29 protein-coding genes are annotated in these 23,848 nt (G+C 69.9%); 16 read left to right on the top strand and 13 right to left on the bottom strand.

Features of this window, described 5'->3' with window-relative positions:
* The first annotated feature begins 180 nt into the window (after positions 1 to 180).
* From IEX69_RS19905 to IEX69_RS19980, 15 genes are all read left to right on the top strand, one after another.
* A complete protein-coding gene (locus IEX69_RS19905) occupies positions 181 to 1,479 on the top strand; it encodes a hypothetical protein (RefSeq protein ID WP_188760991.1) in 1,299 nt (432 codons plus the stop codon).
* A gap of 23 nt (positions 1,480 to 1,502) precedes the next feature.
* The gene (locus IEX69_RS19910; protein WP_085021794.1) at positions 1,503 to 2,072 is read left to right on the top strand and encodes a hypothetical protein; all 570 of its coding nucleotides are present in this window, start codon (positions 1,503 to 1,505) and stop codon (positions 2,070 to 2,072) included.
* Complete coding sequence (locus IEX69_RS19915) at positions 2,069 to 2,362, top strand: hypothetical protein (RefSeq protein WP_085021793.1); 294 nt, start codon at positions 2,069 to 2,071, stop codon at positions 2,360 to 2,362. The genes IEX69_RS19910 and IEX69_RS19915 overlap by 4 nt, the downstream gene beginning before the upstream one ends.
* Positions 2,359 to 3,111, top strand: coding sequence for a DUF8175 domain-containg protein (locus tag IEX69_RS19920; RefSeq protein ID WP_085021792.1), 753 nt, complete (start codon positions 2,359 to 2,361; stop codon positions 3,109 to 3,111). Before IEX69_RS19915 ends, IEX69_RS19920 begins: the two co-directional genes overlap by 4 nt.
* Complete coding sequence (locus tag IEX69_RS19925) at positions 3,108 to 4,709, top strand: hypothetical protein (protein WP_157127521.1); 1,602 nt, start codon at positions 3,108 to 3,110, stop codon at positions 4,707 to 4,709. The genes IEX69_RS19920 and IEX69_RS19925 overlap by 4 nt, the downstream gene beginning before the upstream one ends.
* Positions 4,706 to 6,199, top strand: coding sequence for an SCO6880 family protein (locus IEX69_RS19930; protein WP_085021790.1), 1,494 nt, complete (start codon positions 4,706 to 4,708; stop codon positions 6,197 to 6,199). Before IEX69_RS19925 ends, IEX69_RS19930 begins: the two co-directional genes overlap by 4 nt.
* Before the next feature lie 1,500 nt (positions 6,200 to 7,699).
* Positions 7,700 to 8,263, top strand: a complete 564-nt coding sequence (locus IEX69_RS19940) for a hypothetical protein (protein WP_157127519.1) — start codon at positions 7,700 to 7,702, stop codon at positions 8,261 to 8,263.
* A gap of 12 nt (positions 8,264 to 8,275) precedes the next feature.
* Entirely contained in the window at positions 8,276 to 9,433 is a 1,158-nt protein-coding gene (locus tag IEX69_RS19945; RefSeq protein ID WP_085021788.1) for a hypothetical protein, read from the top strand.
* Positions 9,430 to 9,693, top strand: coding sequence for a glutaredoxin-like protein NrdH (gene nrdH / locus IEX69_RS19950; protein WP_085021787.1), 264 nt, complete (start codon positions 9,430 to 9,432; stop codon positions 9,691 to 9,693). Before IEX69_RS19945 ends, nrdH begins: the two co-directional genes overlap by 4 nt.
* 45 nt (positions 9,694 to 9,738) lie before the next feature.
* Positions 9,739 to 10,101, top strand: a complete 363-nt coding sequence (locus IEX69_RS19955; RefSeq protein WP_085021786.1) for a single-stranded DNA-binding protein — start codon at positions 9,739 to 9,741, stop codon at positions 10,099 to 10,101.
* A 3-nt stretch (positions 10,102 to 10,104) separates the two neighbouring features.
* Positions 10,105 to 10,524: a hypothetical protein gene (locus tag IEX69_RS19960; RefSeq protein WP_085021785.1), complete on the top strand. Its 420-nt coding sequence runs from the start codon at positions 10,105 to 10,107 to the stop codon at positions 10,522 to 10,524.
* The gene (locus tag IEX69_RS19965; protein WP_085021784.1) at positions 10,521 to 11,141 is read left to right on the top strand and encodes a DUF6668 family protein; all 621 of its coding nucleotides are present in this window, start codon (positions 10,521 to 10,523) and stop codon (positions 11,139 to 11,141) included. Before IEX69_RS19960 ends, IEX69_RS19965 begins: the two co-directional genes overlap by 4 nt.
* Positions 11,138 to 12,967 carry a type IV secretory system conjugative DNA transfer family protein gene (locus IEX69_RS19970; protein ID WP_085021783.1) on the top strand — a complete coding sequence of 610 codons (1,830 nt, stop codon included), beginning with the start codon at positions 11,138 to 11,140 and terminating at the stop codon, positions 12,965 to 12,967. The genes IEX69_RS19965 and IEX69_RS19970 overlap by 4 nt, the downstream gene beginning before the upstream one ends.
* Positions 12,958 to 13,638: a DUF4913 domain-containing protein gene (locus IEX69_RS19975; RefSeq protein WP_085021857.1), complete on the top strand. Its 681-nt coding sequence runs from the start codon at positions 12,958 to 12,960 to the stop codon at positions 13,636 to 13,638. Before IEX69_RS19970 ends, IEX69_RS19975 begins: the two co-directional genes overlap by 10 nt.
* Before the next feature lie 26 nt (positions 13,639 to 13,664).
* Entirely contained in the window at positions 13,665 to 14,933 is a 1,269-nt protein-coding gene (locus tag IEX69_RS19980; protein WP_085021782.1) for a hypothetical protein, read from the top strand.
* A gap of 76 nt (positions 14,934 to 15,009) precedes the next feature.
* On the opposite strand, the gene IEX69_RS19985 is transcribed toward IEX69_RS19980, so the two are convergent.
* On the bottom strand, positions 15,010 to 16,623 hold the full coding sequence (locus IEX69_RS19985; protein WP_085021781.1) for a relaxase/mobilization nuclease domain-containing protein: 1,614 nt from the start codon (positions 16,621 to 16,623) through the stop codon (positions 15,010 to 15,012).
* A complete protein-coding gene (locus IEX69_RS19990; RefSeq protein WP_373284509.1) occupies positions 16,620 to 17,048 on the bottom strand; it encodes a MobC family plasmid mobilization relaxosome protein in 429 nt (142 codons plus the stop codon). Before IEX69_RS19990 ends, IEX69_RS19985 begins: the two co-directional genes overlap by 4 nt.
* Positions 17,049 to 17,215: 167 nt before the next feature.
* Between IEX69_RS19990 and IEX69_RS19995 the strand changes: the two genes are divergently transcribed.
* Positions 17,216 to 17,521: a hypothetical protein gene (locus IEX69_RS19995; RefSeq protein ID WP_085021779.1), complete on the top strand. Its 306-nt coding sequence runs from the start codon at positions 17,216 to 17,218 to the stop codon at positions 17,519 to 17,521.
* Between the two features lie 579 nt (positions 17,522 to 18,100).
* On the opposite strand, the gene IEX69_RS20000 is transcribed toward IEX69_RS19995, so the two are convergent.
* The 11 genes from IEX69_RS20000 to IEX69_RS20045 all read right to left on the bottom strand — a co-directional run bounded on the left by IEX69_RS20000 (position 18,101) and on the right by IEX69_RS20045 (position 23,261).
* Positions 18,101 to 18,373 carry a hypothetical protein gene (locus tag IEX69_RS20000; protein ID WP_085021778.1) on the bottom strand — a complete coding sequence of 91 codons (273 nt, stop codon included), beginning with the start codon at positions 18,371 to 18,373 and terminating at the stop codon, positions 18,101 to 18,103.
* Between the two features lie 2 nt (positions 18,374 to 18,375).
* Positions 18,376 to 18,705, bottom strand: a complete 330-nt coding sequence (locus tag IEX69_RS20005; protein WP_085021777.1) for a type II toxin-antitoxin system HicB family antitoxin — start codon at positions 18,703 to 18,705, stop codon at positions 18,376 to 18,378.
* Complete coding sequence (locus tag IEX69_RS20010) at positions 18,702 to 18,953, bottom strand: toxin HicA (RefSeq protein WP_085021776.1); 252 nt, start codon at positions 18,951 to 18,953, stop codon at positions 18,702 to 18,704. The genes IEX69_RS20005 and IEX69_RS20010 overlap by 4 nt, the downstream gene beginning before the upstream one ends.
* A 24-nt stretch (positions 18,954 to 18,977) precedes the next feature.
* A complete protein-coding gene (locus tag IEX69_RS20015; RefSeq protein ID WP_085021775.1) occupies positions 18,978 to 19,313 on the bottom strand; it encodes a hypothetical protein in 336 nt (111 codons plus the stop codon).
* On the bottom strand, positions 19,310 to 19,642 hold the full coding sequence (locus tag IEX69_RS20020; protein ID WP_085021774.1) for a hypothetical protein: 333 nt from the start codon (positions 19,640 to 19,642) through the stop codon (positions 19,310 to 19,312). Before IEX69_RS20020 ends, IEX69_RS20015 begins: the two co-directional genes overlap by 4 nt.
* Positions 19,643 to 19,654: 12 nt before the next feature.
* Positions 19,655 to 19,894, bottom strand: a complete 240-nt coding sequence (locus tag IEX69_RS20025) for a glutaredoxin domain-containing protein (protein ID WP_085021773.1) — start codon at positions 19,892 to 19,894, stop codon at positions 19,655 to 19,657.
* A 14-nt stretch (positions 19,895 to 19,908) separates the two neighbouring features.
* Complete coding sequence (locus tag IEX69_RS20030) at positions 19,909 to 20,148, bottom strand: hypothetical protein (RefSeq protein ID WP_085021772.1); 240 nt, start codon at positions 20,146 to 20,148, stop codon at positions 19,909 to 19,911.
* A 394-nt stretch (positions 20,149 to 20,542) separates the two neighbouring features.
* Positions 20,543 to 20,668, bottom strand: a complete 126-nt coding sequence (locus IEX69_RS21125) for a hypothetical protein (protein WP_268235443.1) — start codon at positions 20,666 to 20,668, stop codon at positions 20,543 to 20,545.
* On the bottom strand, positions 20,665 to 21,213 hold the full coding sequence (locus IEX69_RS20035) for a hypothetical protein (RefSeq protein WP_085021771.1): 549 nt from the start codon (positions 21,211 to 21,213) through the stop codon (positions 20,665 to 20,667). Before IEX69_RS20035 ends, IEX69_RS21125 begins: the two co-directional genes overlap by 4 nt.
* Positions 21,214 to 21,275: 62 nt before the next feature.
* Positions 21,276 to 22,781: a ParB/RepB/Spo0J family partition protein gene (locus IEX69_RS20040; RefSeq protein ID WP_085021770.1), complete on the bottom strand. Its 1,506-nt coding sequence runs from the start codon at positions 22,779 to 22,781 to the stop codon at positions 21,276 to 21,278.
* A 96-nt stretch (positions 22,782 to 22,877) separates the two neighbouring features.
* Positions 22,878 to 23,261 carry a DUF3846 domain-containing protein gene (locus IEX69_RS20045; protein ID WP_085021769.1) on the bottom strand — a complete coding sequence of 128 codons (384 nt, stop codon included), beginning with the start codon at positions 23,259 to 23,261 and terminating at the stop codon, positions 22,878 to 22,880.
* Positions 23,262 to 23,848 lie beyond the last annotated feature (587 nt).

Consider the following 23,848-nt stretch of genomic DNA (forward strand, 5'->3'; position numbering starts at 1 on the left):
TGCGAGAGCTGCCATGCCCCGATCCGGCGCGCGCATGCACGGTTCTGCACCTCCTGTGGTGCCGCGATCGACGTGCCCGATATCAGCGACCTCACCATTCCTCGACGTGTCGCGCGCGACCTGATCGGAGATCTCCGACAGCCTGCGCCTGCGCCTGCAGAACCGTCGGCACCGGTGATCGTGGTTGAACCGGAGGACATCGACGACGTCGTGGTCAGCCCTCCGGTTCAGCTCGACGCCGACGAGCCCGCCAGCGCGGCCGAGGACGGCCTGATCGACGTGCAGCCGCTCCCGGCCGCGGCGCCTCAGCTTCGCGTGCTGGATCTTCCCGGCAGGGTCGCTCCGGGTAAGGAGCTCGTGCTCCGTCCCAGCGGGGCCCTGGCACGGCGGGTGCTCCCAGTTCGTCCGTTCCGCCGGCGAGGTCCTCTCGTCGCCGCGGCGACCGTGGTAGCCGGGTTGGTCCTCATCGCCGCCGTGGTGTGGGGTGTGACCGGCCTGCTCACCGGACCCTCCACCACGACCAGGCCGGCGCCTGCCGCCGCGGCTGCAGTGCCGCTGACGGGCTGGAACGCCGCGCCGGCCTGGTCGTGGTCGGGCGCGGCCGCCGACGTCGTGCTCAGCGCCGACGGCTCCCGTGTCGGGATTCTCGGCGCCGGCAAGGCGACCGTGCTGGACAACTCGGGCGTGACCGTGACGACCGAGACGGCGGCTGATTCGGCGGAGTTCCTCCCCGTGAGCGTCGGTGGCGTTCCGGGGCTCGTGCTGCTGGACGGGTCGACCCTCACGTCCTGGTTCGGTGACGCTGCTCCGGTGCAGGCTCAGCTGCCGGACGGCGCCACCGTCATCTTGAGGGCAGGGGCGCTCATCGCTGGCCATGAGGGGTGGGCGACGGCGCAGCTGCTGACTTTGGACGGTCTGGTGAGCTACACCAGCCCGCGCGCGGGCACGGTCCCGATCGGGGTCACCGCCGACGACGGCATGGTCTGGGCGTCGTCACGCGGGGAGGCGCTCGTCGGTTCTCCGGTCGGCACCGTTGCCCGCACCATCCCGATCAGCGCGCCGGCCCAGGGTGCGACGCTCTCGGGCTGGCTCGCGGCGAGCGGCGACACGATCTTCACGACCTGGTCGACGCCGGCAGGCCCGGCCGTCGTCGCGACGTCGGCGACAAGCGGCGCGCTGCAGGGCCAGGCAGCGGGGACCGATCTGGTGTGGTCGCAGGACTTTGCCCAAGCCGCCTCCGGTGCCGTGGTGTTCGACGGGGCTGCCGGGGCGGTGTCGACGCCGGATGCGGGGTTCACGGCCACGACCGGTTTCGGGTCGGGGTTCTATGGCGCGTCCGGTACCCGTCCCGCCGTGCTCGAGGACGGAACGGTCGTGGTCTCGGACCAGACCCCGCCGTCGACGCCGACTGGCCTTACGTCGGCCGGAGATCTCGTCCTGGCCAAGGGCGACTCCGTCACTGCTTACCCACATCGCTAACCCCATCTGAAAGGCAGACCACCATGTCCAGAAAGCTCCGCGCCGCGGCGACGGTCACCCTGATCGGTGCCGCCGTGCTGGCCGGCCCCGCCGTGCTCGCCCACGCCGATCAGACCGATCCAGAGGCCAGCCCTACCGTCTCGGCGCTTCCCGCACCCCTGCCCGCGCACGCGGCCGCCGACGCGGACGACCCCACGGACCCGACGGACCCGACCGATCCGACCGATCCGACCGACCCCACGGACCCGACGGACCCGGTGGATCCCACGGATCCAGGGGAGCCGACCGTGACGCCGTCCGAGCCTGCATCACCGGCTCCTGCGGCCGATCCGTCGAATGAGCCCGCCGACAGCGGACCCTCCACGTCCGGGTCCCCGAGCGGCAGCCGCAGCGGCGGCAGCTCCTCCGGAGGAAGCGAGTCGGGATCCCCCACCTTGGCACACACCGGCGCCGAAATCGACGCCCTGGGCCCTGCCGGGATCGTGGGCATTCTCGCGGTCCTCGGCGGCGGGCTGCTGCTGGCCGTGAAGCGTCTGTCCCCGATCTTCGCCGCGCCGCGGCGGAGCACCTTCAAGAACGGAGCGAACCGATGATCCTGCACACCCTCACCGACCTGATTCAGGCCGTCCCCACCGTGGACTTCCCGGAGCCGTCGGGCGGCAACAACATGCCCGGCGCTGACAAGGTCAGCGCGATCCTGGGCGTGATCAAGTTCTATGCCCTCGGTGTTGGTGTGGCCGGCATCATTATCGCCGGAGCCCGCATGGCCATCAGCCACGGCCGCGGCGATGGCGCCGCCCACATCGGCACCCTCGGCTGGGCGGTCGCGGGAATCGCGGTAGTGGCGATGGCGGTATCGATCGTCGGATTCGTCGTGTCATGACCGACACCCGACGGCACCCCCACCGTCGCACGATCCTGCTGATCGTCGCCGCCGTGGCCCTTGTGGCTCTCGGCGGGGTCGTCACCTGGACCGTCACCACGCGCCCGGGCGGGGGCGACGCGATCCCGGTGACACCCGCCCCGTCGGCCACCGACGACTCGTGGGCGGAGTCGGTCTGCGGTCTGGAGGGCTTCGAGGAGTCCGGCGAGCTCACCACGGCGCCGACGGTGTCGTGGGAGAGCGTCGAGGGCGGGCAGATGCCCGCCAGCGACACTGCGGGCCCGGCGAAGATCTCGGACGCCGGTGTGCGCACCTGCTTTGCGCACACGCTGGAGGGTGCGGTCCTCGCGGCCGCGTGGGCGGAGTTCCCCTACGGCCAGTCGTGGGCCGCGGAGCGGGGGTATTGCGAGGAAGGCCTGGCGGAGGGCGCCGGTCAGGACGTCTGCCGCAGCAGCCACCCCACCGCCGACCCGCCCGCCGGCAACTGGGTGCCTACCTCCTACGGTGTCTCGGTCGTCGGCGTCCACGTCGAGTCCTACACCGCCACGGATGCGGTGATCCAGGTCGGCACGACTTCCACCGTCGGCGCGTACCCTAACTCGGTCGACACCGTGCGGCTGCGCTGGGTGGATGGGGATTGGAAGCGGTACTACAACGAGAGCACCGGCGGGTCGCTGCCGATCTATGAGTTCGACACCGTCAAGTCCTTCGACGGGCTCGGTCTGCTCCCGTGGGGGCCGGCATCATGAGCGTGCTCGCTGCGAACCCGATCGCCGACTGGTGGCTGCAGGACATCGCCGACAAGGTCGCCGAGTTCGTCGGCACCGTCGCCGGCTCGATCGGTGCTGGCTGGCTCGCCATCGGCACCCCCAACCTGATCGGCGACGCCAACGGCACCTCCGCGACCAGCGCCGCTCAAGCCCCGAACGCCGCCAATGTGACGGAGCTGCTGGGCGCTGTGCAGGTCATCAGCGTCGTCCTGGTCCTGGTCGGGGTGATGGTCGTCGGCGCCCGGATGGCGGTGGCGCACCATCGCGGCCACGGCCTGCTCGAGGTCGGCAAGCTCGGCTACATCGCCGCCGCCGGCCTCCTCGTCGGCGCGGCCGGCCTGGTCGGGTCATATGCCCTCCCGGGCATGTCCGGCGGCGGCGGCACGGTCCCCTTCGTGCGCGACGCGCTGTGGTGGTGGACCGCCGCCGCGGTGGTGTTCTCCGTGCTCTTCGCCGCGGGCCGCACAGCGTTCACGCTCCGCAAGGAACCGTTGATCGACCTGTTCCGATCGCTGCTCACTCTGCTGGTCGTCGCGGCCGCGAGCTTGTGGGGCATCCAGCTGGCCGTGCAGGCCGCGGACGGGTTCTCGATCTGGTTCATCGAGCTCACCGCCGGACGCGAGGGCGGGTTCGGGTCGAACCTGATGGCACTGATGGGCGGCCTCACCTCACCGACCGGGGGAGTGGGCGCCCTCGGTGTCGTCGTCGTCGGGATCATCGCCGCGCTGGCCGGGATCGTGCAGATCGGATTCATGCTGCTGCGCTCGGCGATGATCGTGCTCCTAACCGCGACACTGCCGACCTCGGCGGCGTTCACGAACACCGACATGGGGAAGTCCTGGTTCAAGAAGAACCTCGGCTGGCTGATCGCGTTCATCCTCTACAAGCCCATCGCCGTACTGGTGTACGGGATCGCGTTCCTCATGGTCGGCGCGGACTGGACCCAGGGGTGGGACCAGCTGATGACGATGATGCTCGGCGTCCTCATGCTCGGCCTGGCGCTGGTGGCGCTGCCGGCGCTGATGAAGTTCATGGTCCCCGCCGTGTCACCGCTGATGGGCGGTGGCGGCGCTGGCGCCGGCGTCGCTCTCGCCGCGGCAGCGGGAAGCGTCGGCGGAGAGCTCGCCTCGCACGCGGTCCGCAGCAGCAGCTTCAAGTCTCAGCAGAGCGTCTCGTCGTCCAGCTCGAGCGAGCAGATCACCACCGGCAGTGGCTCAGGGCCCGCGCCGAGCGTGTCCCGCACCGGTGCCGCGCCGTCGACGTCGAGCCCGTCCACCTCCGCCGGTGAGGGATCCGCCGCGGCCTCGTCGAGTGGCAAGACCGCCGCGACCGAGTCCGGGAGCGGCACCGCGGCCGCGAGCACCGGCACCGGAGCCGCCGCGGGGTCGGGCGCCGCCGCCGCAGGGTCCGGCGCCGCTGCAGGCTCGGGCGCTGCCGCCGCGGGATCCGCCGGCGCGACGGCCGCGGGCCCCGCGGCTCCTGCCGTGATCGCGGCTCAGAAGGCGGCGGAGCTGGGTCTTGCCGCGAAAAACGCCGCCGCGCAGGCGACCGAAGGAAGCACAGGAGAACAGTCATGACCAGCACGCCGGCGCAGCCTCGCGTCTACTCCCACGTCGACCGGATCCGCTCGGCCGGGATCCTCGGCCTCAGCTTCGTCGGAACGATCGTCCTGTTCGGCGGACTGATCGCGTCGATCATCACGCTCATGGTGTCGAACCTGTGGGCGGCCCTGGCGGTGTTCGCCCCGGTGACGGCCGCGCTGTGGGTGACCAGCCGGAAGGACCAGCACGGCCGGTCCCTGTCGCAGAAGGCCCTCACCCGCATGGGCTTCGCCTCCGCACGGCGAGCGGGCCGGACCCGGTACCGGTCGGGCACGGTCGGGGCGATCGCGTCGGGCCGGAACGAGCTGCCCGGGCTCGCGGCGGCGTCGACGATGAGCGAGTTCCGGGACTCGTGGGAACGTCCGTTCGGGCTGATCCACCACCCCCACCCCGGCCACGTCGTCCTCGGCTTCGCGGTCAGCCCCGAGGGCGGCGCGCTGGTGGACAACCACCAGATCGACTCCTGGGTGCGGGGCCTGGATGAGGCGCTGCGCTCGTTCACGGTGGAGCCCGACGTGATGGCCTGCCAGATCATCGTCGAGGCCGCCCCTGGCACGGGCGCGAAGCTGCACCGTCTGGTGCAGACCTCCGTCGACCCGAACGCCCACGCCGTTCCCCGGCAGGCCCTGGACGAGCTGCTGCAGCTGCTCTCCTCCGGCGCCGTCGTGCTCCAGGCCTACGTGACGATCACGTTCACCACCCGCACCGCGGAGGGCGGGAAGCGGTCGGTGCTGCAGATGGGCCAGGACCTCTCCGCCCGGGTGCCATTCTTCGCCGAGATCCTCGGCATCACCGGCGCCGGCCAGGTCCGGCCCCTGTCTGCGCAGGAGTGGTGCGAAGTGATCCGGGTGGGCTACGACCCGGCCGCGCAGACCGCGATCGAGGCCGCCCACCACGACGGCCAGACCCCGGACCTGTCCTGGTCCGACGTCGGCCCCGTCGCCGCCGACGCCGAATGGAGCCACTACCGCCACGACTCGGCGGTGTCGGTGACGTGGCAGATGACCGGCATGCCGCAGGGCATGTGGACCGCCACCGTCCTCGCGCCGCTGCTGGCCCCGCACGCGCGCATCGCCAGGAAGCGGGTGACGCTGCTGTACCGGCCGATCGACGTCGCCGTGCAGAACACCGTCGCCGTCGCCGACCGCAAGACCGGCGGGTTTCTCTCTTCTGGGGGTGCGCAGGACGCGGTCGCGCTGGAGAACGCTAAGCGCCGCGAGGAAGCCGTCGCCCAGGGAGCCGGCCTGGTCAACTTCGGGATGCTCATCACCGCCACCCTCACCGACGAGTCCCAGATCCCCGACGCCGTCGTCGCGATCGAGGGCATGACCGGCGCCGCGCGAGTGCAGACCCGCATCGCGACGGGGATGCAGGACACCGCCTTCGCAGCCGCGCTGCCGCTCGGGATCGTGCTGCCGCTGCACCGGGCGATCGGGAAGGCCACCGCGCAGAGGAGGGGCCGCTGATGCTCGCCACGATCACCAAGCTCGGCAAGAAGCTCGTCGGCCTCCCGACCACCGAGAACGGGACCCGCGGGCCGGGCCTGCTCGGCTGGCGGGGCCCGGACATGGGGACGGCGGGGGTGGCGTTTACGGCGCCCGAGTTCCGGGCGTCGACGAACCAGATCTGCGGGATGTGGCCCTTCGCCGCCGGCTCCAGCGTCCCCATGGTCGGAACCCCGATCGGCCGCCACCAGTTCACCGGTGCCCCGGTGTGCTGCGACCCGGTGTCCTGGTTCCGGGCGGGCCTGATCCGGAACCCGTCGATGTTCATCCTCGGCGAGCCCGGGCTGGGGAAGACCAGCGTCATCCACCGGATCAGCACCGCCCTCTATGGGTTCGGAACGATCCCGATCGTGCTCGGCGACATCCGCCCCGACTACATCGGCATGATCCGCGCGTTCGGCGGGCAGGTCATCACCATCGGCGACGGCGAGCACTACCTCAACATCCTCGACCCCGGCGACCTGCCCGACGCGATCCAGCTCCTCGAGGACGCCGCCCGCGCCGCCAACGTCGCCGGCGACGTACAGAAGGCCGCCGACCTGCTCCAGGCCGCCGAGGGGCGTCTGGCGTCCTATCAGGCACAGCGACTCTCGCTGGTGGTGATGGTCGTCGAGCTCTCCCGCCGCGAGCGGTTGCAGACCGTGGAACGCAACATCATCGCCGCAGCACTGTCCCACCTGGACGAGACGGTCACCGGTCGGGTGCCGGTGCTCGCGGATCTGCTCGAGGTGGTGCAGAACCCGCCGCAGGCGGTCCGGACTGTCAGCGTCGACCGGGGTGATGACGACCGGTACCGGAACAAGACCGAGCAGCTCGAGGAGGACCTGATCGCTCTCACCCAGGGGGTGGGCCTCGGGGCTGCGTTCTCGAAGCCGACGAGTGAGCCGATGCGGCGGGATCGGCCGGTGGTGTTCGATCTGTCCGCGATCAACGAGGACGATAAGGCGCTCCTGGCGGCGGCGATGCTCGCCTGCTGGTCGGTCGGGATGATGACCACGAAGCTCAATTCCGTGCTCGCCGACCACGGGCTCGCGCCGCGGCGGCACTACTTCATCGTCCTCGACGAGCTGCACCGCGCCCTCCAGGCGGGATCGGGGGTTATCGACCACCTGGTGCTCCTGACCCGTCTGAACCGGTCCCGCGACTCCGGACAGGTGATGGCCACACACACGATGGCGGACCTTGAAGCGGTTCCGGACGAGCACGACCGGGAACGGGCCCGCGAGCTCGTCGCGCACTCCCAGATCAAGGTGTTCGGCGGGCTGCCTCCGGTGGAGGTGAAGGAACGCCTCACCCGGATCACGGAGATCACCGGCCGCGAGGCGGACCTGATCGGGTCCTGGTCCGACCCGGGGGTGCTCGATGAGCGCACCGGCGAGGCCATCCCGCCCGGCCGCGGGAAGTTCCTCATCAAGGNACTCGGCGACCCCACCACCAGCCCCGACCTGCAGGAGGACCCCGATGACGACTGGGAGTAACCGCCTCGCCGGCGTCAGCGCCGTGGCAATCGCCGCGGCCCTGGCCTTGACCGGATGCGTCGCCAGCGACGCGCAGACCGGGGTCGCGCCGTCGACGTCGGCCGGGTCGACGCCGACCCCCGGCTCACCTGGTGCATCCACCTCGGCGGGGGAGGGGTCTCCGGCGCCGACGGCGGCGCAAGACGACGACACGACCGTCAGCGGGGATGCGCTGTCGCAGGCGCAGACCGCGGCCGCGCAGGCCGCCGTCGACACCGTCGCGATCTTCGCCCGCAAGGACCTGCCCTACGACGCCTGGTGGCAGCTGCTCGCCCCGCATCTGACCGAGCAGGCGCAGCAGGCCTACCAGTACACCGACCCAGCGAACGTCCCGATCCATGCCGTCACCGGGAATCCCGCGCCGCTGGAGGAGACATGGACCAACAACGGCCGGATCAGCGTGCCGACCGACGCCGGCGTGTATGAGGTTCGGCTGTTCCGCGTCGACACCGCCTCGGGCTGGCTGGTGTGGGACATCGTGCCCCCGGACCGACAGAACAACGGATAGAGGACAGGGCTCGTGAAGGCGTTTGGTGGGGTCGCGGCCGCGGTGGTGGCGATGCTCGTTCTGGTGCTCACGATCGGCGTGATGGGCGGCAGCCAGACCGCGGCCGCCTGCGGCCAGGGCGGTAGCAGCACCGTCACCCTCTCGCCCGGTCTCACCGTGGAGGGGTTCACCGCCGAGCAGCTGGGCAACGCCGCCACGATCATGAACGTCGCCGCCCAGCGACAGCTCCCGACCCAGGCGCAGCTGATCGGGGTGATGACCGCGATGGGCGAGTCCTCGCTGGTCAACATCGACTACGGCGACGGGGCCATCAACCCGGACGGGTCCGTGGCGGACTCGATCGGGCTGTTCCAGCAGCAGTCCTCGTGGGGCACGGTCGAGCAGCGGATGGATCCCGCCACGGCGGCGGGGCTGTTCTACGACCGGCTCGTGAACGTGCCCGACTGGTCGACCCTGCCGCCCTCCCGCGCTGCGCACGCGGTGCAGCGCAACGCCGACCCGGACCACTACACGAAGTACGTCGACGGAGCTCAGCGCATCGTTGACGCCCTCACGGGCGCCGTCTCGGCTTCCGGTGCGGGGTCCGCGCCGTCTGGCGCCACGGCGCCCACTGGTGCTCCGGCGGGTGCGGGCGGGTGCGCGGTCAGCGGTGACGCGGTCGCGTTGGCGCAGGAGCTCGTGGCCGCCGTCGACGCCGGGAAGCTCGTCGGGTCGACACCGGATCACATCAAGGAGATCCGGTGGATCGCCGAGGGGCAGACCGTCCCCGACTGCGGGGTGGACGTGCGGATCCTGCAGATCATTGTGATCGCTGTCCGCTCGTTCGACAACGTCGGAGTCTCGGACATCAACCGCAAGTGCACCGGCCAGATCGAAGGGGCAGGCACCGCGTCCAGCCACTACATCAACGATGGCGGCCACGCTGTCGACTTCTACCGCCTCAACGGGCACTCCCTCACCGGCGCCGATGACGACTCAATCAAGCTCATCCAGATCCTCGACCCGATCGTCCCCACCGGCACCAACGTGGGCCAGTCCTCCTGCCGGGCCGCGGCGGGGATCTCGCTCGAGCTGGTGCACCTGCAGCCGTTCGACGACACCTGCAACCACTTCCACATCGACGTCGGCCACACCGACGGATCCCTCACCCCCGGAGGTCTGCTGTCATGACCGACCGCATCACCGTCTACACCAAGCCCGCCTGCGTGCAGTGCAAAGCCACCGAAACCGCCCTCGACCGCGCCGGCATCCCCTACGACCCGGTCGATCTGTCCACGAACGCGGCCGCGCTGGAGTACGTGACCGAGGATCTCGGCTACCTCGCCGCGCCCGTCGTGGTCGTCGACGAGCACGACCACTGGTCCGGGTTCCGACCCGACCACATAGCCCGCATCGCCGCCCTGGCGACCGCGGCCCGGGATGCGTCATAGCCCGCGACCATCCCACCCCAATCCACACGAGCAAAGGAGCAGCACATGTCCACACCGCGCACCATCACCGGCAACCTCGCCGCCGACGTCGAGACCGTCCAGGCCGGCAACGTCCAGATCACCAAGTTCCGGGTGATCGAGAACACCGGCGAATACCGGGCCGGGAAGTACGTGGAGCACCCCAACCCGACCACGCACTTCGTGGAAGCGAAGTTCGAGCTCGGCGAGAACGCCGCCGCCACTCTCCACAAGGGAGACGCGGTGATCGTCGTCGGCCGGGAGCACACCGTCTCCTGGGGGCCCGAGGACAACAAGAGCTACGGACGGGTCATCGACGCCGACAACATCGGCGTCAACCTCGCCCGCCAGGTCGCCACCATCACCCGAGTCACCCGCACCGAGGAGTAACCCGTGAGCATCCCCGTCCCCTCCTTCCCCGTCATCCGCTCCACCCTCCGCGACGACGCCACCGGTGAGCTCGTCGTCAACGACACCTCCTACCCGATCGCAGGCGACACGATCAACCGCACACGGACGGGCGTGATCGCCTACACCGCCTCCCGGGCCCGAGAGCTCGGCCGGCCCGTGCGGTTGCGGGCGACCGAGCCCGGCGGCGGCACCTTCGACGTCGCCGTGAGCGGTGACGGCTACGTGCAGACGCTCAACCCTGACCAGAGCGTCGACGAGCCCCGGCCCGGGCAGACCCGCCTGGTCGAGCAGGGCAAGTGCCGGACCTGCGGAGGGGAGACGGACGTGAGCGAGAACTACTGCGCGTTCTGCGGAACCAAGGATCCGCTGTCCGCGATCGTCACCCCGGGAGAGCACGCATGAACGCCCCCAGCAGGTTCAGCCGCCACAACCCGGAACCGGCCGAGAACCCTTACCTGACCAAGCCCGAGCAGGCACCCGTGGTCGATCCCGGCCGGCAGGTACGGGCATCCAGGGTGTCGGGGCCGCAGCCGTTCGTGACGGTCCCCGACCTGGTCGACGCGCTCCCCGCGCGGGCTGTGCGCGCGCAGGCGTCGCTGTGGGTGGTCGGGGTGCACGGCGGTGCCGGTGTCGACACTCTCACCCGGCTCGGCACCGGGTGGGCCGGCATCTGCCGTGCATGGCCGGCCTACCCCGACGGCGCTCTCGTCGACGTCGTCCTGGCCGCGCGCACCCACTACGCGGGCCTGCGCGCAGCCCAGAACGCGGCACGCCAGTGGGCGGCCGGTCAGGTCCCGCACGTGCGCCTGCACGGCCTGGTCCTCACCGCCGACGCCCCCGGCAAGCTCCCCAAGCCGCTCGCCGAGCTCGCCCACCGCATCGGCGGGGGAGTGCCTCGGGTGTGGGTCATGCCGTGGGACGAGAACACCCGCCGCAAGGGACAGGCGCCCGCCGCTGCCGCCTACGCGGAGTTCGCGGCGGACCTCAACACGATCCTTGAAGGAGGACCCCAGCGATGAGTGAACCGAACCGCCGCAGCCAACCGGGCAGCGGCCGAGACCAGCTGATCCTCTTCGCTCTCGGCATCGGGGGCGTCCTGGTGCTCGTCGGGGTCTACCTGGCCTTCCGGGTGGGCTCGGAATGGGACGGCGTCAACGCCGACACCCGCGAGAACCCCGTCAAAGCGTTCTTCGGCATCGGCAGCGGATCCGTCCTCTGGCCAGGCTCCGCAACGCTGCTCCTGATCGGCGCCGCCGTCCTCCTCATCGCCGCGGCGGTGCTCATCAGCATCCCCGTGCGACGTGCCTCGAAGAAGCGCACCCGCGTCGACCGGTTCTCCCGGTACATGGGTCAGGGCTCGGCCCTCGCCGCGTACACAGACGCCCGAGCGCTGCGGGCGAAGGCGGAGAAGTTCGGCGGGACCTGGACCGGAGTGTCCGTGGGTCGCACGGTTGTCGGGAACCGTGAGTTCGTCTCCGGCCTCGAAGAGGTCTACATGGAGATCGCGGGGCCGCGGACCGGTAAGTCGACGTCGCGGTGCATCCCGGCGATCGTGAACGCGGTCGGCGCGGTGCTGTCGACGTCGAACAAGCGCGACCTGGTCGATTCGACCCGGGATATCCGAGCCCAGAGGGGGCCGGTATGGGTGTTTGACCCGCAGCAGATCGCGATGGAGCCGGTCACCTGGTGGTGGAACCCGCTGGCGTACATCGTGCCCGAGCCGATGGATCCCCGCTACAAGACGGCGTTGATGACGGCGGATGTGCGGGCGGCGAAGCTGGCCAGCCACTTCGCCAACGGCTCGAAGGCGGACGGCGCGAAGGGGGATGCGTTCTTCGAGCCCAAGGGCGAGAACCTGGTGAAGAGCTTCCTGCTCGCGGCCGCGCTGGATCAGCGCTCCATCATCGACGCGTACATGTGGACCACCGAGATCTCCGTGACCGAGGTGGTCGACATCCTCACCGGACACGGGTTCATCACCGACGCGGCCAGCGTGCGCGGCAACGACAACGCCGCTCCCGATCAGCGGTCGGGTGTGTTCGAGACTGCGGCGAAGATGCTCGCCTGCCTCCAGTACGCGCAGATCCGGCCCTGGATCACCGGCGCCGGCCCGTATGACTCCCGGCCCCGGTTCGACGCGCACGAGTTCGTGCGCAGCACCGGCACCCTCTACTCCCTCTCCCGCGAGGGCGCCGGCACCGCCTCCACCCTCGTCACGGCGCTGACCGCGGAGGTCGCCGAAGCGGCGGAGGCATACGCCACTGAGCAGGGCGGGCGTCTGCGGGTGCCGATGGTGTGCGTGCTGGACGAGGCCGCGAACGTGTGCCTGTGGCGCGAGCTGCCGCAGCTGTACTCCCACTACGGCTCCCGCGGGATCCTGCTCATGACGATCCTGCAGGCCTGGTCGCAGGGCGTCCGGGTGTGGGGTAAGGAGGGCATGGACCAGCTGTGGAGCGCCGCGAACGTGAAGGTCTACGGCGGTGGGGTTGACGAAGAGGACTTCCTCGGTCGGCTCAGCCGCCTGATCGGCAACTACGACAAGGAGACCAGCACCGTCACTCACTCCCGGCAGGGACGGTCGACGTCGTTCCAGCTGCAGCGCCAGGCGATCATGGAGATCGGAGATCTCCGGGCCCTGCCCCGCGGCCGCGCCGTGGTCCTCGCCTCCGGCGCACCGGCCACGATGGTGCGCACCATCCCGTGGATGGAAACCGAGCACGCCGACGCGATCGCCGCATCCGTGCGCGCCCACGACCCGGGCGCGCAGAAGACCCTCACCGACCTCGAGAAGGAAGCGGCGAAGGTCCGCGACGAGCAGCAAAAGTGGGAGCGGACATGGGCGTGAACGACGACGCGCTCGAGGACGGCGCCGAGACCGAAGAGGACGAGACCGAAGCTCGGGAGCTGGTGTACGGCAGCGTCAACGAGTTCGTGCGCGAATACCTCAGGAACGTGTACCGGCGGCGCATCGACGGTCAGCCGTGGATGTGGGTGGGGGACTGGTGGCGCTACCCAGAAGCAGAAGACGTCCTCGACGCGCTCTGGCGGGCCTGGGAGCATCTGAACCTCGACGGCCGCACCGGTAAGAGCGTGTGGTGGCGTGACCATGCGCGCCCGCACATGGAGTCGCTGATGACCAAGGGCACCTCGCCATTCCCTGCCGAGGCGGTCAAAGCGCAGAGCACGACCGTGCTCGAGCCGCTGCCCTACGTTGAACCGCCCGCGGGCAGCTACCCGGATCAGCGGGGCCCCGCCGCGGTGGCGGCCGCGATTGTGCACCTGCTCGCCCATCGCGACCTGCCCGACTGGGAGATACGCATCGCCGGCTACCTGGCCCATCCCGGCGCCGTTGACGTCGACGAGCTGCCGGTGCCGGCGGCCACGAGTGATGCCGTCGAGGTCCTCGACGGCGAGGGCGAAGCGGTCGACGTGGTCGTGGGTGAGCTGCTCGTGCAGCTCGCCCGGACCGCGCCCGCGGATCCGTGGCTGGCCACCGACATCCAACCCCTCACCTGACCGCTTAGACGCCTAGGAGGCATCCGATGGAACACGAACACGAAGACCCCACACAGCACGCGACCCGCTCGATGCAGACAATCCTGCTCGCCGCGTCGCAGCTGGCCGGGAGGATCAGCGCGGCGCGGCAAGAGATGCTGCGTGCAGCTCAGGCCCGCAGCGAGCAAGCCGCCCGGGCCCTGCAGGCGCAGCTGGACGCCCAGCGCGCGTCCGAGCTGGCGCAGCTGCGGCCCGTGCACGACTTCCGCTGGTGGGACACCGCGACCCCGGGCACGATCGCGGAGAAGTACGAGATCGCATCCAGGTGGCGTGATCACTCCCCGGACGAGGCCACCGCCAGGGCGGTCGCCGACGCGGACGCCGCGATCGCGCAGAACGTCCGTGACCGGTACGGGGTGGAGATCTCCGCACTCTCGGCGCCGCCGGCAGAGGTGATGGCCGCCGCGGCAGAGATCGCCGACAAGCGAGCGGCCGAGACTCGACTGCGTGCCAGCGCCGATGTCGACCGGGCCAAAGCCGAGTTCCTGCTGGCGGAAGCGAACGCCTACGACACACTCGCGAGCGAGCAGCGCGAACAGGCGAGCGAGCTCCGTGGAGGTGTCGACTGGGACCGGGGCTCTGCCGACGACGTGGCGCAGTTCGAGAACGCGGAACGCTTCGACGACGCGGCCACAGCGCTCACGGGCGAAGCTGACCGTTCCCGTGCGGAGGCGAATGAGGCGCTCGGGCGCGCGGACTGGGCGGACGGTCACGCCGACAGGCTCGGCACCGACGCAGCGCAACAGGAGGCCGCGCTGAACTCTACGTCGGGGCAGCAGCCGGTCGAGCGGTTGCGGGAGGACGCCGCGGTCCGCGACGCTGCCGCGGCCGAGGCGAGCACGGAAGAAGCTGGCCTCGCCGAGGTCAAAGCGGCGCCTCGCACCGCCTCCGCCGACGTGCCGCACGACATCGACGACAGACACGCCGCCGCGGCACAGGCCACTCAAGTGGCCCAGCACGGCGCTGCTGCAGCGCATGAGCGAGCCGGTCAGCCTCGAACGCCCGCGGAGCGGTCGACGGCAGAGGAGTACCGAGCCAAGGCCGCCGACTGGGACACCCCGCAGCGGCTCGACCGGCTGCGGGAGAGCCTGACTAACCGGAACGTGGACCCGCAGCTGATCGACTCACGCATGGTCACCGAACGCGGTCGCCGCACCCCGCCCAACGCCGCGGTGCAAGGCGCCACGACGGCCGCACCCAAAGCCAGGAAGAACACCGGCCGAGGCCAGGGCAAGGACCGCACGCTCAACATGTGACCGCCCTACTCGAACACGGCCCGAGAGGGGCCCGGCACACCTGGTGCCGGGCCCCTCTCAGCGCGTCTGAGCCCGCCTACCGGCCGAGCGTCGGCCCTTGGCCGGGGCCGGGCCGCCGCCGCGTGTACGGGACGCTCCCGTCGCTTCCAGGGGCGCCATGGCCGGCGTTCCTGTTCTGCGCTTCGCGGATCTCTCGGAGCCGGTCGCGTGCGCGTTCCTCGGCCGTCTTCGGTGCCGGGGGAGCGGCCGGCGCACCGGTCGGCTGGACTGCGGCGAGCGTGGCCGCGAGAGCACGTTCGGTGCGTTCGGCTTCGTGGGTGAGGCCGGCCTGGTTCTTCCAGTCGATGATGCTTCGGGTCATCGCGGTCAGCTGCCGGGCGAGCATGAGGTAGGCCATGTCGGAGGACGCCTGGCCGGACGCGACCATGAGCAGCATCCCGGTCTCGGCCGCGATGAGGCGAGGGCTCGTGGACGGCTTTCGTGTCGCGTCTCGAGCGGGTGTCGCAGCGATCTTCCCGAGCTGCCTGGACACCTCGCGCAGCGGCCCGGGCTTGGCTCCCTCGACCCGGTAGGACCACGCGGAGTAGACGCCGGCAACCTCGCGGGCGGCGGACGTCCACGCGGCACGATCGGTCGCGGGAGTGCTCTTGAGTCGCTCCGCTGCAGCCTTCAACTGTGACGCCGCGGCCTCCCACGATTTCGTCGACGCCGCTCCCGGTGAGCTCACTCGGGAGGTCCCGTCGCGGGTCGATCGCCACGCCGCTTCCTGCACCGTGGGCGACGTCGGCCCCCACCCGTCACGCAGCCGCGGGAGGGTGAGCTCGCGGGAGAGCCGGCCCCCACCAAACCAGACCGGGTCGCTGCCCGCTCGAGGTCGCGCGGCCACCGAATAGCCAGCCACTTCGGTGCGTGACCCCTTGGCGTAGTAGGGGCGGATCATCACGCCCGACGCGCGGACGGCGTCTACGAATGTCAGATCGTTGCGCGACGCGGCCGCCGCGGCACGCACGACCCGCTCCAGCCTCTCCCGCTCAGTCTCAGCCAGTCCTTCCCGCACGGTGCGGGCCTGCTCGGCGGGCTTCACCCCGCGCGAACCGACGCCCATGTCCCGGGTCTCCAACACGCGCAAGCCGTGCTCACGCTCGAGCTCCCCGGCCACAATTTGAGAGCGCCGATGCGAGTAGCCGAGGTCCACCTTCGCACCGTTGGTCCGCACGATCGACACGGCCAGATGGATGTGATCGTTGCCGTTCTTCGACAGGCCGTGTCGAATCGCCGCCCACCGAACACTGGGCGCGTCGTCGGTGGCGCCGAACCCCATCCGGTCGATGTAGTCGTGCGCGATCGCCGCCCACTTCTCGTCCGTCAACTCGCCCTCATCAGCCGACAGAGACAGCGAGACATGGAACACGCCGGCGTCGACCTTCCGGTACGACACCTTGCCCGTCTCGGCGTCGACCTGCTTCACCGAGCGACGGCAGTCGACGTCATGCTCACGCCGCGGCGCGTCGATGTGGCGAGCAAGAGACACCACATCCTGCCGGCCCAGAGGGGCGCCGGCGAACTCCATCTCCACGTACCGCGACCCCGCGATGACGTGCTGGTTGGTGTGGTCGTTCTGCCTGCCAGGACCGGCCAGGTACGACACCAGCCCGGTCATGTTGGCGCCCTCAACGACGTTCGGGATCACGTCAGATCCCAGGACTGCACGGTCGCTTCGATCAGCCGCGCCACTCGTCGCACTTCCTCGAACGTCGCCTCCGCATCGGAGGGATAGACGCGCTCCGTGTTGGCGTACTTCGCGATCTGGTTCACGTTGTTCCCGATCGCCGCCAACCCGTCCTGCAGCTCGAACACCCCCGCGATGAACTTCCGGACGTCCGACCGGGTCTGGACGTTCGCGTTCATCGCCGACTCCACCAGCAGTCGCGGCACCGTGATCCCGCCCGCCACCACGGCGCGGGCCTCCAACGCGGCCTGCTCCTCAGCGTTCACGTACACGACGTAACGCTTATCGCGCGGCGACTCCGAGTTCTCGCGCCGCGACCGGCCGAACAGCTGCGAACGCCTCACGAGCAGCTCCAATCCACGCCAGCGCAGCGACCCCGCACCCACAAGGCGCGGGGACCACCGAGGCCATTCAGCCGCGGTGAGATCAGGTTACAGCATGTAACCTGACAGCTTGCTCCCGAATGACGGCCCGCAAAGCGGGTCCAGACGGGTGCTCCTTGGCGACCGGGAGGTCGCGGACCGCTCCAGCGGTTACCCTTTAGGATTACCTCATGAATGAGCCCATCCAGAATGTTGAAGAGTCGGTCGAGGCCGCGCGTCGGTTGGTCGAGCAGGAGACCAACGCGCGTGTCGATGCGGTGCGCGCGATCGTGGTCGCGTCGAACGAGGTCGAGACGTTGGAGGCGCGCCTGAGAGACGCGCAGGCCGCGCACGATTCAGCGTGGCAGGCGGCACTGCGTGCGGGTTGGAACGAGAAGAGTCTGCGCGCCACGGGCGCCCGTGGTCCGGGTCAGCAGGGCCGTCGCCCGCGTCGCCGTGAGGCCGCGTCAGCGGCGTCGGCGACGGCGGGGGAGTGACGCCTTCGGCGTCTGGGGGGTTGCGGTCCTGATCCCCCTGACCACCTGTGGACAGCACGAGCTCTCTCCTTCGGGCTCGTCCTGCCCACAGGTGGACAGCGGGACCCTCCACCCGGCCGCACACAGGCCACACGTCCCGTCACGTAAGCGTCGACGCGTCGAGTGCAGTGTGGCCTGTGCACGGCCTCATCGAGTGCAACTCCAGACCAGATACAGCGCAGCGCAGCTGCTCCCATTGTCGGGCGCAGCGACCTAGGTGATCGCCACCCGCCAGCAGTAAAGTGCACCGCGATTGGAGATTGCGGCGGTCGTCCCCGCTGTGTGCAGGACACCCAGCCGAGAGGTGTGCTGTGCACCATTGGGGGCGACCGCTTCCGCGTGGCTCGCATGCGAGATCAGTGGTTGTCCCCGGGCCGCTCAGCCCGGCGCCCGTTCAGGGCTGCCGGGCCGCGGCCGGGGCGTCAACCACACCGACCCGCTCTGCCTGCACCAGGGAACTGAAGCTGGGGGAGCGCGAGGGCGCCGAGCCCTCGCCGCCGGCCCTCGGAAAGGGCCGGCCCACCACCTCGGAGGGGTGGGCTATCCGAGTTCGAGGGAGTGCAACTCGGAGAGCAGCATCATCACCTCGCGGCGTGTGAAGGAGTGCTGAAAGTCCAGCGTCAGCACCGGGTCATCCACGCCGACCGGGCCGTCTTCATAGACGGCCTCGATCGCCGCGTGCTCCAACACGGATCGGACTCGCGCGGCAACCTCGGGGGAGGGTTTGCCCGCGATGATCGACAGCAGCACCGCGGGCGACAGCTCCGCGTTCGCCGCGGTCGCATTGCCGATCGCGGGCAGCTCGTCGCTCATGGCTAGTGGGCGACGAGGCGAGAGGCGACGAGGCGGTTCAGGGACACGTTCTGCTCGGCAGCTTCCAGTGCGAGCTGGCGGTGCTGCTCGGGCAGGAGGCGCACCTGGAACTTGCCCGAATACTCCCGGTCCGCGATCGCTTCCGGGACGCTCTCACCGTTGCTGACCATGTCGTCGACGACGTCGCGGGCGAGGGTCTGGATGCCGTCGAAGGCGGCTCGCTGATCCTCCGCGAACCAGGACAGGGACGGCATCTCGGCCACGGTTCCGATGTACCCGCCGTCCTCGCCGGACCAGCGGACCCGGTAGCTGTAGTGCTCTGCAGCGTTCATGATTCCATCCCTTCCAACTTCTCGATGGCGGCCAGGACCTGCCCCACCTGGTAGGGCTTGGCCTTGCCATGATCGTCCTGAATGTTCACTCGCGGATCCCCCGGCCAGGGCATCCGATAGACCCGGTGTGAGGTGCCCTGCTGGCGCGGTTCACCGAAGTAGTGGTCGCATACTTTGGCGAGGTCGTTGAACCTCACCCCGCTCCGATTGCGGCGCATCTCCTCGATGAGCTTGTCGATCCGAGCCATGAATCTATGATACCACTATTGATACTACGCCGCAGGGCGTCGGACGCGCGCGTCCGGCCAGTCAGTGACCGCGTGAGCTGCCGATGAACGCGCCATCTTCTGTCGGCGGACCTCTAGTTCCTGACGGCTCACCACCGGTCGTGCGTCGGGGCGGGGGGAGAAGGCGATGCGGTAGAAGAGTTCGACATCGGCGAGGGCCTGTGCGAGCTCGGCCTGCGCGTGGGCGAGGTCCGCGAGAGCGTCGTCAGTGAGCTGCTGCATCACACGGGTGTCGTGCTCGTGGGCGTCGAGTGCGTCGGCGTACCCGGCCACGTAGATTTCGAGCTGCTCGAGGCTGAGCGCGGCGAGGTCGATGCTCATGACCGATCCTTTCCGTAGGCGTCACGTTCGTACTGCTCGAGCGCGGCCAGGTAGGCGGGGGAGTGGGTGTCGTAGCGGGCGACCGCAGCGGCGGTCCCGGTGAACAGGTCGGTGTTGCGGTAGAGCCGTCCGCAGGCGGGGCAGAGGGTGTGCTCGTCCGGGTTGGTGCTGCCGCTGCTGTCGAAGGTGATCGCGCCCTCACTGTCGGCGGCGTACCAGTCGGCGGCGTAGCTGTCGTTGCCGCACGCGCACGTCTGGTTCTCCCCGTCGACGTCTGCCACGGCGATCCCGTCGACGACGGGGTAGGCGGGTGCATCCAGGACAGGCATCGTGTCGACCCGTTATGCGGCGGCGAGGGTGCCGATGAGGTCGGGCCGGAAGCCCGCCCACGACCCCGCCGCGGTATCGGTGATGACGATGGGGGCGGTGAGCCCGATGGTCGCCTTGAAGTCCTCAATGACCTCGGCAGGCTGGTCCTCCAGCAGCCGTGGCTCGTAGGCGATCCCGGCCCGATCCAGTGCGGTCTCGGTGGCCTTGCACTGACCGCAGAACCCGGCCTTGGTGTAGACGACGACGCTCATGATCCCTGCCCCTTTCAGCGGCCGTAGTAGTGGAGACGGTCAGCAACACGCGAGGCGACGAACCCCGCAGCGAGGAAGAGCGCGGCGACCCCAACCGCGACGAATGTGACGATCACCGAAGCCGCTCCCAGACCGAGGAGCACCAGGCCGATACCGGCCACGATGCCGACGACAACGACGCCCACGGCGGTGAGGTAGAGGGTGTCCGAGACGGTGTCGGCCTGCTCTGCCTTGGTGTATCCGGTGGTGTTCATCTGTCCTTCTCCTTCGCTGATTCGCGGTATCGGATGTGACCGGTTCATTGAATAAGGGGACCGTCCTGCCGGCCGCCGGAGCCTGTCAAGCGACGCTCCCGCCCCTACCCGCTTGCAGGAGTGTTGGACCGCAGGTGCGGAGCACCTTCCCGAACCGCCCACATGTCTGGGGCGAGGCGCGGCGCTTGACAGGCGGAGAGCGGCCGGCAGTACGATCCACCCTTCGATGCACCGGACACCCCACCGGCACCCGGCCCCCACAGCGCGACCACACAACCAGCGACCCGCCCCGTCCTGCTGCGGCCCGGAGGGCGCCATGCCTGGGGGTGTCGGAGGGGGCCCGGCTAGAGGCCCCCTCCGGGCCGGCCCCCGGGGTGGGGCCGGCCGCCGCGTCTCAGGGCAGCACGGACCTGCACAGCAGCACCACGAGCAGCAGCCCGCCCAGCACCGTCAGCGCCAGGACCACGCCTCGCCCAGCCGCGGGTCGGGGGCGGGTGTGGGGGAGTGGCTGGCCGCTCACGACGCCTGCCCCGTGGTGTCGGTGCGGAGTTGATCGAGTAGGTGGCGGATGCCTTGTCCGTAGCCGAGGACGATCGCGTAGGCGATCGCCACCGGGTCCGCGCCGGGGGTGTAGCTGGCGGCTCCGGGCTTGGCTCCGGGGTCGAGGTAGCAGCCGTCGCACACGTACTCGAACACGTCCGCGTAGGTGGTCAGGTCGGACTCCTCGGAGCCGGACTGGATCGCGTCGGCGGCGATCACGTCGAGCTGCACGGTGATCTGTTCGGGGATCTCGACTTCCGCGAGGATGAGCCAGCCGCGGACTCGTTGGAGGTCGGAGGCGTCCCCGACATCGCCTACCCAGCGGCGCGCGTGGCCGTCGGTCATCCACCACATCCGCGGGTCGTCGGACACGGCGGGCGGTGGGGTGAGCAGGCCCCGGTCGCGCATCTCTAGGGTGACGGCGTCGAGTTCGGCTTGGTCCTCGGTGACGCTGTCGAGGCAGAGTCGGTGCAGCTCGCCCAGCTCTTTGTCGGTGCTGATCTTCACCTGGTCGTAGATCGTCATGATGCTTCTCCCTTCGGGCGAGGGGTGGGGCGGCGTGTGGCCGCCCCACCCCCTTGGCCGGATCAGGCCGCGTCAGCCTCAGCAGTCACGGACTCGGACTCGACCTCGACCGCCTCGGCGGGCGCATCCGCGTCCGCCGTGCTGGCCTCGGGGTCGGTGGGCTCGGGGTCGGGCTCGTACCCGGCTGCGATCCGCTCCACGGGGGACAGGTGGTAGCCCCACGTCTCCAACTGGCGCAGGTACGCCGCGTGCTCGGCGCGGGGGTGTCTCCACGACTCGCGGCTCGTCGCGTGCTCCCGAGCAGACAGCGCCACCGCGAGGGAGACGTAGGCCGCACGGGTGGGGGTCTTCTCCACCTGGGCCGCCATGGCCTCGCGGTTGTTGTAGCCGGTGATGCCGAGCAGCTCGCCCGCGATCCCGTCGTTGTCGTTGCTCAGTTCCCAGCGGTGCCGCGTCATCGTCACCGCGACGAACGAGCCCACACCGGTAGGCAGCTTCTTCCGCGACAGCAGGGTCTTGAGCCAGTCGATCCGGACGGTGGTCGCGGTGTCCCACGCCTTGTTGTTCGCGATCAGAGTCCGACGCGCCTCCCGCTTCGCCGTAGCCTCAGCCTCGGCGCGGGCCTCCGCTTCCTCAGCCGTCAGCTCCGGCTCGTCTGACGCGGCGCAGGCGGTGGTGTTCTGGTAGCGGTAGATCGAGCGGTGCAGCTCCTTGCGGGTGCAGTACGCGGTGACCTGCACGTCGCCTTCATCGAGGCCGTAGACCTCGACCCGCACGACGTGACCGGGGCAGGCGGCATGCGTCTCCGGGTCGAGGGTGGGACGCTCGTCGGCGTCGTCGTCCGCGTCGGTGAGGCGACCCAGCTCGGTCATGGTCGACCAGTCGTACCGGGTGACCACCGTGAGCCCCTGGGCCTCGTACTGGGCGACGAGTTCGGCCTGGCGGACCCGGATCACGTGCTCGTCGCGCTGCTCCTGGGCGACGAACTCCAGATCGTCGTCGTCGCAGTCGGTGACCGCCGAGATAGCGTCGTCATCGCCCTCGAACTCCGCGATCAGCATCAGCCGATCCAGCGAGTACGTGCCGTATCCGGCGTACTGGGTCGCGGTCTTCGACTTCGCCACGGTCAACGCGCCGGTGACGTGCTCCGCGCTCTGTCCCGCGCTCTTGGCGATCTTCTCCACGCTGATCCCATCCAGCGCCAGCTGCTCATACGCCGCGATCCGGTCCGTGAGGGCCAGATCGGCACGAGCGAACGTGCGCAGCTGATCCTGGATGCGCCCGGACTCGCTGCCGGTCGCATCTTCCAGCCCGAACACGGCGAGCATGCTCTCCACCCCGGCCTCGCGGGCGGCGAGGAGGCGACGCTGACCGTCGTACACGTACACGGCACCCTCCGCGGTGCGGCGGGCCAGGACGGGCTCACGGACGCCCTCGGCCCGGATCGAGTCGACGAACTCGGGCGGGAGGACGACCTGGGTGCGGATGTTGGGGTCCAGCTCGACCTCGTTCGGATCGATCTGCTCGATACTCACCACGGGAGCGGCGGTTTTAGTGGTCTTAGTCATCTTTTTCTCTTTCAGATAAAGTGATCGGTAGCGGTCGGGAACCGAGGCAGCTGAAATGCTTCGGTCCCCGACCTTTGTTCTTGGGTACTGCGAGGGTTAGACGAAGCTCGCGGCGGCGAGGTCCGCGGTGGGACTGCTGTGCAGCCACCACTGGACGACGGCGAGAGCCTGGTCCTGGGACAGGGACGCGATATCCCCGTCCGGCGTGGAGGCCAGGAACACCCCCGCCCCGTGGATCGGCGTCTGCTCCGACACCGACTGACGCACGACCTGCGTCAGCATCGGGTTCGGTTCCTGCCGGAACAGGCCCTCCTCGTCCACCCACACGGTGATCCCGTGGGCGACGTCGACCGTCTCGACCACATCGCAGCCGATCAGCCGGTACAGGGCCGTGAGCCGGTCGTGCACGTCCTCCGCGTCGAACTCGATCACGTGGATGGAGCCCTCCACGTCGATCTTCACGCCCAGATAGCTGGTCATCTGTTCTCCTTTCTCTTCCCCTTGTTGTTTTGCCTGGAAGGCGGTTTACCGCCGCTAGGGACAGGGCGGGGCGCGCAACCCGAAGGGCGGTGGAGGAGAGAATTTCGGCGCGAAATAAGGCCACGCCAGTGGCCGCGTGCCGAAAATCTCGGGGGAACCGGCCGCGCAGCGGCTTGAGCGCCCCGGTCTGGCCCGTACGCTGCCGAAGGCTTCCAGGCAAAACGACAAGCCACCCCCTCGGGGTGGCGGCACAGCGCCGGCCCCTGGCCGGCTCCACTCAGTCAGACAGCGGCCGCCGCCGGCGGCCGGGCCTCATCCGCTCTTGCACACAGCTCGCGGGCTTCTCTCTACCGAGGTCGATAGCGTGAGAGGACACCCACCGGAGGGGAGCTCGTCATGGGAGTTGTCATCGCCGCCGTCAGCGCCGGAGCGCTCGGCCTTGCTGCAGCCATCACAGGGGCGCTCGCCCTGCTCCGCCGTCACGACCACGTGGGGCGGCGGGCTGATGCGGTTGCCGGGACAGATCCTCGCCTGGCAACGGAGCTGCGCGACCTCCAGTCTCAGATCGATGCGGGCCGATCGGGCTA

Source organism: Cnuibacter physcomitrellae (assembly GCF_014640535.1).
Lineage (GTDB): Bacteria > Actinomycetota > Actinomycetes > Actinomycetales > Microbacteriaceae > Cnuibacter > Cnuibacter physcomitrellae.